At 65.8% G+C, this 12,150-nt stretch carries 8 protein-coding genes; 1 reads left to right on the top strand and 7 read right to left on the bottom strand.

The features are described from left to right. Positions 1-106: 106 nt before the first annotated feature. The 3 genes from AC5LXX_RS01725 to AC5LXX_RS01715 form a co-directional block, all read right to left on the bottom strand. Positions 107-1,573, bottom strand: coding sequence for a glutamate synthase subunit beta (locus AC5LXX_RS01725; RefSeq protein WP_493410295.1), 1,467 nt, complete (start codon positions 1,571-1,573; stop codon positions 107-109). 84 nt (positions 1,574-1,657) lie between these two features. Beyond that, positions 1,658-6,361, bottom strand: coding sequence for a glutamate synthase-related protein (locus AC5LXX_RS01720; protein WP_493410294.1), 4,704 nt, complete (start codon positions 6,359-6,361; stop codon positions 1,658-1,660). A 288-nt stretch (positions 6,362-6,649) separates the two neighbouring features. Next, entirely contained in the window at positions 6,650-7,363 is a 714-nt protein-coding gene (locus AC5LXX_RS01715) for a transposase (protein ID WP_034189835.1), read from the bottom strand. 194 nt (positions 7,364-7,557) lie between these two features. Between AC5LXX_RS01715 and AC5LXX_RS01710 the strand changes: the two genes are divergently transcribed. Further along, positions 7,558-8,289 carry an OmpW/AlkL family protein gene (locus AC5LXX_RS01710; RefSeq protein WP_124453452.1) on the top strand — a complete coding sequence of 244 codons (732 nt, stop codon included), beginning with the start codon at positions 7,558-7,560 and terminating at the stop codon, positions 8,287-8,289. 176 nt (positions 8,290-8,465) lie between these two features. Here the strand turns inward: AC5LXX_RS01710 and ugpQ are convergent, their stop codons facing one another. From ugpQ to ugpA, 4 genes are read right to left on the bottom strand one after another with little or no spacing between them, the layout of a single operon-like run. Further along, complete coding sequence (ugpQ, locus tag AC5LXX_RS01705; RefSeq protein ID WP_493410293.1) at positions 8,466-9,236, bottom strand: glycerophosphodiester phosphodiesterase; 771 nt, start codon at positions 9,234-9,236, stop codon at positions 8,466-8,468. Between the two features lie 28 nt (positions 9,237-9,264). Further along, positions 9,265-10,350, bottom strand: a complete 1,086-nt coding sequence (locus AC5LXX_RS01700) for a sn-glycerol-3-phosphate import ATP-binding protein UgpC (RefSeq protein WP_493410292.1) — start codon at positions 10,348-10,350, stop codon at positions 9,265-9,267. A gap of 31 nt (positions 10,351-10,381) precedes the next feature. Then, a complete protein-coding gene (ugpE, locus tag AC5LXX_RS01695; RefSeq protein WP_124453457.1) occupies positions 10,382-11,227 on the bottom strand; it encodes a sn-glycerol-3-phosphate ABC transporter permease UgpE in 846 nt (281 codons plus the stop codon). Next, entirely contained in the window at positions 11,224-12,108 is an 885-nt protein-coding gene (gene ugpA / locus AC5LXX_RS01690; RefSeq protein WP_493410291.1) for a sn-glycerol-3-phosphate ABC transporter permease UgpA, read from the bottom strand. Before ugpA ends, ugpE begins: the two co-directional genes overlap by 4 nt. Positions 12,109-12,150 lie beyond the last annotated feature (42 nt).

The raw sequence follows: 12,150 nt of genomic DNA, 5'->3' as shown, positions 1-12,150 counted from the left end.
GTCCGGGCGAACTCGGCGCCGGCCGCCTTGCGGCTGTGCACGTAAAAAAAACCGGACGCCCTCTCGGACGCCCGGCTTTCGTCGAAACCCGCTCGCGCGATTCAGCTCAGCGCGGCAGTTCCGTATGGCCCATCAGGTACGCATCGACCGAGCGCGCGCACTGGCGGCCTTCGCGGATCGCCCACACCACGAGCGACTGGCCGCGACGCATGTCGCCTGCCGCGAACACCTTGTCGACCGACGTGTAGTACGAACGATCGCCTTCGGTCGCCGCACGTGCGTTGCCGCGCGCATCCTTCGCGACGCCGAACGCGTCGAGCACCGGCGCCGCCGGCTGCGTGAAGCCCATCGCGAGCAGCACGAGATCGGCCTTCATCTCGAACTCGGAACCCGGCACTTCCTGCATCTTGCCGTCCTTCCACTCGACGCGCACCGCGATCAGCTTCTCGACCTTGCCGTTCTTGCCTTCGAGGCGCTTCGTCGCGACCGCCCAGTCGCGTTCGCAACCTTCGTCGTGCGACGACGACGTGCGCATCTTGATCGGCCAGTACGGCCACACGAGCGGCTTGTTTTCCTCTTCCGGCGGCTGCGGCAGCAGTTCGAACTGCGTGACCTGCTTCGCGCCGTGACGGTTCGACGTGCCGACGCAGTCCGAACCCGTATCGCCGCCGCCGATCACGATCACGTGCTTGCCCTTCGCGAGCAGCTGGTCGACGAGCTTGTCGCCCGCGTTCACGCGGTTCTGCTGCGGCAGGAAGTCCATCGCGAAATGGACGCCCGCGAGCTCGCGGCCCGGCACCGGCAGGTCGCGCGGCGTTTCCGAACCGCCCGCGATCACGACCGCGTCGAATTCTTCCTTCAGCGTGTCCGGCGAGATGGTTTCCTTCGCGAGGCTGCCGATCGACTCCGGCAGCGGATCCTTGCCGATGAACACGCTGGTACGGAACGTCACGCCTTCCGCTTCCATCTGGCGCATGCGGCGATCGATCAGCCACTTCTCGAGCTTGAAGTCGGGGATCCCGTAACGCAGCAGGCCGCCGATGCGGTCGTTCTTCTCGAACACCGTCACGTCGTGGCCCGCGCGCGCGAGCTGCTGCGCGGCGGCGAGGCCCGCGGGGCCCGAACCGACGACCGCGACTTTCTTGCCCGTCTTGTGCTCGGCCGGCAGCGGCTTCACCCAGCCTTCGCCCCAAGCCTTGTCGATGATCGCGTGCTCGATCGACTTGATGCCGACCGGGTCGTTGTTGATCCCGAGCGTGCACGCCGCCTCGCACGGCGCCGGGCAGATGCGGCCCGTGAATTCCGGGAAGTTGTTGGTCGAGTGCAGGACTTCGATCGCCTGCTGCCAGTCCTGGCGATAAACGAGATCGTTGAAGTCCGGAATGATGTTGTTGACCGGGCAGCCGTTGTTGCAGAACGGGATGCCGCAATCCATGCAGCGCGCGCCCTGGATCTTCGCGTCCGCGTCGGTCAGTGCCGCGACGAATTCCTTGTAGTGCTTCACGCGCGTGAGCGGTGCTTCGTACGCCTCGTGGCGGCGTTCGAACTCCAGAAAACCGGTTGCCTTGCCCATAAGGTGCTCTTCTGTTCGGTGTATCGGGTGGGGGAGCCGCGCGCAGCTTCATGCGCGTGCGGCATTCGCTATGTCGTTCGTCGCTCAGGCGGCCAGCACTTCCTTCGCCGCCTTCTTCGCACCGATCTCGCCCAGCGCGCGCTTGTATTCGTGCGGGAACACCTTCACGAACTGGCGGCGCGCCGCGTCCCAGTTTTCCAGCAGCGACTTCGCGCGCGGCGAACCCGTGAACTGGAAATGACGCTCGACGAGCCCCTTGAGCAGCGCTTCGTCCGTCGTGCCTGCGTGCCAGAGTGCGCGGTCGACCGTGCGCTCCTGCTCGGCCTGCTGCAGCACCGGCTCGAGCGCGACCATCGACTTGTTGCACTTCGCCGCGAACGTGCCTTCCGGATCGTAGATGTACGCGAGGCCGCCCGACATGCCGGCCGCGAAGTTGCGCCCCGTCTCGCCGAGCACGACGACCGTACCGCCCGTCATGTATTCGCAACCGTGGTCGCCCGTGCCCTCGACGACCGCCGTCGCGCCCGAGTTGCGCACGCAGAAGCGCTCGCCCGCGACGCCGCGGAAGAACGACTCACCTTCGATCGCGCCGTACATCACCGTGTTGCCGCAGATGATGTTTTCCTCGGACTTGCCGCGGAAGTCGTTGGTCGGGCGGATGATGATCCGGCCGCCCGACAGGCCCTTGCCGACGTAGTCGTTGCCGTCGCCGACGAGGTCGAGCGTCACGCCCTTCGCGAGGAACGCGCCGAAGCTCTGGCCCGCCGTGCCCTTCAGCTGGATGTGCACCGCGTCGTCGGCGAGGCCGTCATGGCCGTGCTTCTTCGCGATCACGCCCGACAGCATCGCGCCGACCGTACGGTTCACGTTGCGCACCGGCTGGATGAACGACACATGCTCGCCGTTCTCGATCGCGGCCTTCGCCTTCTCGATCAGCACGTGGTCGAGCGCGCGCTCGAGGCCGTGATCCTGCACGTCGACGTGACGCGGCGCGACGTCTTCGCATTCTTCCGGCTGGTAGAACACGCGCGAGAAGTCGAGGCCCTTCGCCTTCCAGTGCTCGATGCCCTTGCGCGTATCGAGCAGATCGGCGCGGCCGATCAGGTCGTCGAACTTCGCGATGCCGAGCTGCGCCATGATCTCGCGCACTTCCTCGGCGACGAAGAAGAAGTAGTTCACGACGTGCTCGGGCTGGCCCTTGAACTTCGCACGCAGCACCGGATCCTGCGTCGCGACGCCGACCGGGCACGTGTTCAGGTGGCACTTGCGCATCATGATGCAGCCTTCGACGACGAGCGGCGCCGTCGCGAAGCCGAATTCGTCCGCGCCGAGCAGCGCGCCGATCACGACGTCGCGGCCGGTCTTCATCTGGCCGTCGGCCTGCACGCGGATCCGGCCGCGCAGGCGGTTCAGCACCAGCGTCTGCTGCGTTTCGGCGAGGCCGAGCTCCCACGGCGTGCCGGCGTGCTTGACCGACGACAGCGGCGACGCGCCCGTGCCGCCGTCATGGCCGGCGATCACGACGTGGTCGGCCTTCGCCTTCGCGACACCGGCCGCGACCGTGCCGACGCCCACTTCCGACACGAGCTTCACGGAGATGCTCGCGCTCGGGTTCACGTTCTTCAGGTCGTGGATCAGCTGCGCCAGATCCTCGATCGAGTAGATGTCGTGGTGCGGCGGCGGCGAGATCAGGCCGACGCCCGGCACCGAGTAACGCAGCTTGCCGATGTATTCCGACACCTTGTGGCCCGGCAGCTGGCCGCCTTCGCCCGGCTTCGCGCCCTGCGCCATCTTGATCTGGATCTGGTCGGCCGACGCGAGGTACTCGGCAGTGACGCCGAAGCGGCCCGACGCGACCTGCTTGATCTTCGAGCGCAGCGAATCGCCGTCCTTCAGCGGAATGTCGCTGACGATCTCGTCGCCGATCACCGACTTCATCGTCTCGCCCGCCTTGATCGGAATGCCGCGCAGTTCGTTGCGGTAGCGCTTCTCGTCCTCGCCGCCTTCGCCGGTGTTCGACTTGCCGCCGATCCGGTTCATCGCGACCGCGAGCGTCGCGTGCGCTTCGGTGCTGATCGAACCGAGCGACATCGCGCCCGTCGCGAAGCGCTTGACGATCTCCTTCGCCGATTCGACGTTTTCGATCGGGATCGCCCGGGTCGGCTCGACCTTGAACTCGAACAGGCCGCGGAACGTCATGTGACGCTTGGTCTGGTCGTTGATCAGGTGCGCGTATTCCTTGTACGTCTGGTACGAGTTGCTGCGCGTCGCGTGCTGCAGCTTCGCGATCGAATCCGGCGTCCACATGTGGTCTTCGCCGCGCACGCGGTACGCGTACTCGCCGCCCGCGTCGAGCATGTCGCGCAGGACCGGGCTGTCGCCGAACGCGTCGCGGTGCAGGCGGATCGCCTCTTCCGCGACCTCGAACAGGCCGATGCCGCCGACCTTCGACGCCGTGCCCTTGAAGTACTTCTCGACCAGGTCGCTCGACAGGCCGAGCGCTTCGAAGATCTGCGCGCCCGTGTACGACATGTACGTCGAGATGCCCATCTTCGACATCACCTTCTGCAGGCCCTTGCCGACCGCCTTCGTGAAGTTGTAGACGGCCTTCTCCGGCGACAGGTCGCCCGGCAGGCCCTCGGCCATCTTCGCGAGCGTTTCCATCGCGAGGTACGGGTGCACGGCTTCCGCGCCGTAGCCCGCGAGCAGCGCGAAGTGATGCGTTTCACGCGCGGAGCCCGTCTCGACGACGAGGCCCGTGCTCGTACGCAGCCCTTGCTGGACGAGGTGCGTGTGGATCGCCGACGTGGCGAGCAGCGCGGGAATCGCGACGTGCTCGGCGTCCGTCTTGCGGTCCGACACGATCAGCATGTTGTAGCCCGACTTCACCGCGTCGACGGCTTCCGCGCACAGCGACGCGAGACGCGCCTCGATACCTTCCTTGCCCCAGGCTACGGGATAGCAGATGTTCAGTTCGTACGCGCTGAACTTGCCGCCGGTGTACTGGTCGATCGCGCGGATCTTCGCGATGTCCTTGAAGTCGAGCACCGGCTGCGACACTTCGAGACGCATCGGCGGGTTGATGTTGTTCGTGTCGAGCAGGTTCGGCTTCGGGCCGATGAACGACACGAGCGACATGACCATGTTTTCACGGATCGGGTCGATCGGCGGGTTCGTGACTTGCGCGAACAACTGCTTGAAGTAGTGATAGAGCGTCTTGTTCTTGTTCGACATCACCGCGAGCGGCGAATCGTTGCCCATCGAACCGACGGCTTCCTCACCCTGCTGCGCCATCGGCGCCATCAGGAACTTCAGGTCTTCCTGCGTATAGCCGAACGCCTGCTGGCGGTCGAGCAGCGCGGCGCCCTGCGTACGGCCGGCCGCGACTTCCTCGGCCTTCGGCTCGATTTCGTCGAGCTTGATGCGCACGGCGTCGATCCAGCTCTTGTACGGCTTCGCGTTCGCGAGGTTGTCCTTCAGTTCCTTGTCGTCGATGATGCGGCCGTGTTCCATGTCGATCAGGAACATCTTGCCCGGCTGCAGGCGCCACTTCTTGACGATCTTCGATTCGGGGATCGGCAGCGTGCCGGCTTCCGACGCCATGATGACGAGGTCGTCGTCGGTCACGATGTAGCGCGCCGGGCGCAGGCCGTTACGGTCGAGCGTCGCGCCGATCTGGCGGCCGTCGGTGAACGCGATCGCGGCCGGGCCGTCCCACGGCTCCATCATCGCGGCGTGGTATTCGTAGAACGCGCGGCGGTTCTCGTCCATCAGCGTGTGCTGTTCCCACGCCTCCGGGATCATCATCATCACCGCGTGCACGAGCGGGTAGCCGGCCATCACCAGCAGCTCGAGACAGTTGTCGAACGATGCGGTGTCGGACTGGCCCGGGTAGATCAGCGGCCACAGCTTCGGCAGATCGTCGGCGAGCACGTGCGACGCGATCGCGCCGGTACGCGCGTTCAGCCAGTTCACGTTGCCCTTCACGGTGTTGATCTCGCCGTTGTGCGCGATCATCCGGTACGGGTGAGCCAGCTCCCACGCCGGGAACGTGTTGGTCGAGAAGCGCTGGTGCACGAGCGCGAGCGCCGACACGACGCGCGGGTCCTGCAGGTCGCGGTAGTACACGCCGACCTGGCCGGCCAGCAGCAGCCCCTTGTAGACGATCGTGCGCGCCGACATCGACGGCACGAAGTATTCCTTGCCGTGCTTGAGCTTCAGCGCCTGGATGCGGTGGCTCGCCGTCTTGCGGATCACGTACAGCTTCCGCTCGAGCGCGTCCGTCACCATGATGTCCTTGCCGCGGCCGATGAAGATCTGGCGGATCAGCGGCTCGCTCGCCTTCACGGTCGGCGAAATCGGCATCGCGTGGTCGACCGGCACGTCGCGCCAGCCGAGCACGACCTGGCCTTCGGCCTTCACCGTACGCTCGAGCTCCTGCTCGCACGCGAGACGCGACGCGTTCTCCTTCGGCAGGAAGATCATCCCCACCCCATATTCACCGGCCGGCGGCAGGTCCACGCCCTGCTTCGCCATTTCCTCGCGATAGAACGCGTCCGGAATCTGGATCAGGATGCCCGCGCCGTCGCCCATCAGCGGGTCGGCACCGACCGCGCCGCGGTGATCGAGGTTCTCGAGGATCTTCAGACCTTGCTGAATGATCTCGTGGCTCTTCTTGCCCTTGATGTGAGCGACGAAGCCGACGCCACAGGCGTCGTGTTCGTTTTGCGGGTCGTACAGACCTTGTGCGGCGGGCACCGCGGCGAGCGGCTGCTGATGGTCGTTCATGGGGACACCGTCGTAAAGGGGGCCTGGAGGCCGTTGAACCGTTTTCTTGTTGCCGTCGATCCCGCTCCCGACGGGAGACGGCACGGCCGACAGTGGTTGGGCATGCTTCGCCCGGGCCACCGGAATTCGGAATATACGCGACGAATCAAGGGAATAGCAACAAAAACCGTTTGATCGAACCCCAATTAAACGAATGCATTCATCTGGTGCTGTTTTATTGGGGACGTATCATTTTGGTGCAAAAAGAAGCGGCGCCCGCAGCGCCGCTCCTGACCCGCCTTTCCGGCATTACTGCTGGATCGGCGGCGTGTTTTCACGCACCTTTCTGGGGCGTCCGCGCGGCAACGGCGAGACCCGCCGGTTCGCGGTACGCGCCGCCCACTCGCGGTAATGCTCGCCGCCGAGCACCCAGCCCTTCAGCGTCGCCTGCTGCAGCTGATCGGCCTGCCGCTCGTCGAGCGGCTGCTCGCACAGCTCCTTGTACGCGCGCTGGCGGTCGAACGGCGTATTGCCGAGCGCCCAGTAGAGCGGATGGTCGGTGATCAGGCTGTCGACGGTGAGCCCGACGTGATGCCGGTAGCTCGACCAGCGATAGGCCTCGGGCGTCGCGACGAGCTGCGAACGCACGGGGCTCATCTCGACCACGCGGCTCGCGAGCAGGAAATAGCGCTCGCCTTCGATCACCGTCGCGCGGTAGCGGCCTTCCCACAGCGTGCCGCGCCGCGAGTAGCGCCGGTTGAAATGCGCGACGTAGCGGCGGCCGACGGCCTGCATCGCTTTCGGCAAGCTCGCCTCGTCGCTCGGTGTCACGAGGAGTTGCACCTGGCGCGGCAGCAGCACGTAGGCATGCACCGACAGGTGATGATCGCGTGCGGCGGCCTTCAGGCAATCGATGAAGAGTTCGTAGTCCTGGTCGTCGACGAACGCGGGTTGCTGATCCAGGCCGCGCAGTATCACGTGCTGCGGCTGGTCGGGAACGTAGAGTCGTGCTAACCGTGCCATGCTGAATGTCCGTTTGAACGCGTTAGGAAATACCCGGAGGTCCGAAAATGCGCACCTGCGTAGAATGCCTGTCCCCGCGGCGCGCGTATGCGTACGGTCGTGCGAATCCTAGGGAGAAAACTCTAACTTACGAGCTTGTTTGGTTTTAAACGCAGTCGTCATAATGAGCACGCCTTTAGATCGGAGGAGACACAATGAAACGAAAACTGGCCATTACGGGGGCTGCAGCGCTCGCATTCACGTTTGCGGGCGGTACGGCACAAGCACAATCCGCAGGTGATTTCTACGTCAGCACCGGCTGGTTCCACCTCGCGCCGCAGGACAGCAGCGACCCGCTGTTCGTCTACGGCGTGGGCGGCACGCCCATCAACCAGTCGATTCCCAATACCGGCGCCGGCATCAGCGACGCCGATACGCTTGGGCTCGCAACGGGCTACTTCATCACCGACCATATCTCCACCGAGCTCGTTATGGGGATACCGCCGAAGTTCGACATTACCGGCAAGGGTCAGTTCGAAAGATTCGGCGTACTCGGCCGTGCGTACCAGTGGAGCCCCGCCGTGTTGCTGCGCTACCACTTCAACGACGCCAACGCGAAGTTCCGTCCGTATGTCGGCATCGGCGCGACGTACGTCTGGTTCACCGGCGCAAAGATCACGAACGGCAGCTTCGAGAACGGCGTGCTCGGCGGCCCGACCAGCGCCACGACCAGCAACCAGTGGGCGCCTGTCTTCAACGCCGGCTTCACGTACAACTTCACGAAACACTGGTTCGCAGGCCTGTCGCTCTCGTACATCCCGGTCAGCGTGACGGCGACCTTCACGACGGCCCGCCGGACGCCGGTCGGCACGCTGACGGAAACGTCGAAGGCCCACATCTCGCTGAACCCGATCGTCACGTACCTGAACGTCGGCTACCGCTTCTAAGCGTAGTCGAATATTTGGGGAATGGTTAATCCTGCTGCAATTTGTAGCGGATTTTTCCTGGCGTAACGTCTCCACGATGCAAAACGCCCCGGCGGGAATCCCGTCGGGGCGTCGTTTTTTCGCGTCAGGCACGTTCCGGGCAAAAGTTTCACCGGACCCCGCAGCGACCGCTGCCGTCAGACGATGGCGATGTCGTCCAGCGCATCGGGCGCGATCAGGTCGATGCGGTCCGTGCAGACCGAATCGACGCCCCAGCGCGCGAGTTCGCGCGCCCGTTCGAGGTCGTTCACCGTGTAAACCAGGATGCGCAGACCGGCCGCCTTGATCGCGCGCACGAGCGGTTCGTCGAGCTTTTTGTGGTCTGCATGCAACGATACGCAGTCGAGCGCATCGACGACCTGGGCATGCCAGTCGTCCGGCACGGCTTCGTAGAGCATCCCGCGCGGCAGCGCCGGCACGGTCGCGCGCGCCTGCTGCAGTGCATCGAACGAGAACGACGACAGCAGCGGAGGCACCGCGGCATCGCGCCAGTACGCGGCCGCGTCGGCCGCGACGCGCTGCCCGGTCTCGCGCTCGCGCCCCGGGCACGGCTTGATCTCGACGTTCGCGGCCAGCCCGTGCGCGATGCAGCGCGCCGCCGCGGCCTCGAGCGTCGGCATCCGCTCGCCCGCGAAACGCGCGTCGCGCCACGCGCCCGCATCGAGCGCCGCCAGCGCCGCATAACGCATGCCCGCCGCCGCACCCGTGCCGTTCGAGGTCCGGTCGACCGTGTCGTCGTGCAGCAGGAACGTCACGTCGTCGGCCGACAGCTTCGCGTCGAACTCGACCATCCGGTGCCCGCGCCGCGCGCCCTCGTCGAGCGCGGCAAGCGTGTTCTCCGGCGCGAGCGTGCCGCCGCCGCGATGGGCGACGACGCGCGGATAGGGCCAGTCGGTGCGGAAGGTCATCGTCGGTCTCTCGGCAAGTGCAACGGGGTCAGCCGGCACGCTTGCCGGTTTCGGGATCGAAGAAATGCAGCCGGTGCGCGGGCAGCGCGGCCGCCAGCGCCGTGCCGCGCGCAGGACGGTCCGCGTGCGGCAGGCGCACCGCGACGTCGTGATTGCCCCAGCGGCCGTGCGCGAGGTTGTCCGCGCCGAGCAGCTCGCACGAGTCGACCGGCAGCGTCGCCTGCGCGACGCCCGGCTGCGGCGTCATGTGTTCGGGACGCACGCCGAGCACCCAGTCGCGCCCGGGGGCGATCGCCGCGCCGATGCCGGGTGCGCCGGCGACCGGCAGCGCAGGGCCGCCGCCCGCGACCGTGAAGGTCGCACCGTCTTCCGACAGCCGGCCGTGCATCAGGTTCATCGCCGGCGAGCCGATGAAGCCCGCGACGAACACCGTCGCCGGCTTCTCGTACACGTCGACCGGCGCGCCGATCTGCTCCGCGTAGCCGCGGTTCATCACGATCACGCGCTGCGCGAGCGTCATCGCCTCGATCTGGTCGTGCGTCACGTAGACGCTCGTCGTCGCGAGCCGCGCATGCAGCCGCTGGATCTCGAGCCGCATCTGCACGCGCAGCTTCGCGTCGAGGTTCGACAACGGCTCGTCGAACAGGAACACCGACGGCTCGCGCACGATCGCGCGGCCCATTGCGACGCGCTGCCGCTGGCCGCCCGACAGCTCGCGCGGCCGCCGCGCGAGCAGCGGCTCCAGTTCGAGGATCTTCGCGGCCGCGGCCACCCTCGAATCGATCGTCGCGCGCTCGATTCCTCGGATCTTCAGCCCGTAGCCCATGTTCTGCGCGACCGTCATGTGCGGGTACAGCGCATAGTTCTGGAACACCATCGCGATGTCGCGATCCTTCGGCTCCAGCGTGTTGACGACGCGTTCGCCGATCGCGATCTCGCCGTCCGTCACGGACTCGAGCCCCGCGATCATCCGCAGCAACGTCGATTTGCCGCAGCCCGACGGGCCGACCAGCACGATGAATTCGCCGTCCGCGATCTCCACGTCGATGCCGTGCAGCACGTGCTGCTTGCCGTCGTAGGATTTCCTGACGCCCTTCAAGCTCAGCGCAGCCATACCTGGTCCTTCTCCCGGTTACGTCCGTGGTTCATTTCTCGGAATCGACGAGGCCGCGCACGAACCAGCGCTGCATCGCCAGCACGACGACGAGCGGCGGAATCATCGCCAGCAGCGTCGCCGCCATCACGTATTGCCATTCGGTCGCGGCGTCGCCGCTCGCGATCATCGTCTTGATACCCACCACCGCCGTCGACAGCGAAGCCTCCGTCGTGATCAGGATCGGCCACAGATACTGGTTCCAGCCGTAGATGAACGTGATCACGAACAGCGCCGCGATGCTCGTCTTCGACAGCGGCAGCACGACGTCCCAGAAGAAGCGCAGCGGCCCCGCGCCGTCGATGCGCGCGGCGTCCATCAGCTCGTCGGGCAGCGTCATGAAGAACTGGCGGAACAGGAACGTCGCGGTCGCCGACGCGATCAGCGGCATCGTGAGCCCGCCGTACGTGTTCGTCAGGTGCAGCGTCGACACCACCTGCACGGTCGGAAAGATCCGCACTTCCACCGGCAGCATCAGCGTGACGAAGATCAGCCAGAACGCCGTGTTGCGAAACGGAAAGCGGAAATAGACGATCGCGTACGCGGACAGGATCGACACCGCGATCTTGCCGACCGCGATGCCGAGCGCCATCGCGAAGCTGTTCACGAGCAGGCGGCCGAACGGCGCCGTCGTGCCGCCGCTGCCGTGCGACCAGATATGCGCGACGTTCTCGAACAGGTGCGAGCTCGGCACGAGCGACAGCGGCACCGTGAACACTTCCTGCGCGTTCATCGTCGCCGCGCAGAACGCGACGTAGACGGGGAACACGATCAGCACGACGCCCGCGATCAGCACCGCATGGCAGAACAGGTCGAAGCCCTTGCGATTTTCGATCATGCGTATTGCACCCTGCGTTCGACGAAGCGGAACTGGATCACCGTGAGCCCGACGACGATGATCATCAGCACGACCGACTGCGCGCCCGAGCTGCCGATGTCGAGCCCCTGGAAGCCTTCCGCGAAGATCTTGTAGATCAGCGTCTTCGTGCTTTGCGCCGGGCCGCCGCCGGTCGCCGCATCGATCACCGGGAAGGTGTCGAAGAACGCGTAGACGAGGTTCACGACCAGCAGGAAGAAACTCGTCGGCGACAGCAGCGGCAGCACGATGTTGAAGAAGCGCCGCACCGGCCCGGCGCCGTCGATCGCCGCCGCCTCGATCAGCGAGCGCGGAATCGCCTGCAGGCCCGCGTAGAAGAACAGGAAGTTGTAGCTCACCTGCTTCCACACCGACGCCAGCACGACGAGGAACATCGCCTGTTCGCCGTTCAGCGCATGGTTCCACACGATGCCGCCCTTCGCGAGCGCATAGGTGATCAGGCCGATGCTCGGGTTGAACAGGAACGCCCACAGCACGGCCGCGATCGTCGGCGCGACCGCGTACGGCCAGATCAGCAGCGTGCGGTACACGCGTGCGCCGCGAATCACGCGATCGGCGCACGCGGCGAGCAGCAGCGACACGACGAGCCCGCTCACCGTGACGAGCCCGCTGAACACGAGCGTCGTGCGAAATGAATCGAGATACAGCGGATCGGCGAACAGGTGCGTGAAGTTCGCGAAGCCGACGAATTCGCTCGATGTGCCGAACGCGTCCTGCATCTGCGTCGACTGCCACAGCGCGACGCCGGCCGGCCACAGGAAGAACACGGCCGTGATCGCGAGCTGCGGCGCGATCAGCAGGTACGGCACCAGGCTCGTACCGAAACGGGAACGGGATTGCATCGCGGATATCCGGTCAGGCGAAGCGGAAAGGAAACCGCGCCG

Source organism: Burkholderia torrens (assembly GCF_984668525.1).
Note: the sequence above shows the minus strand (reverse complement) of the source record. Positions and strands in the feature narration are given on the sequence as shown.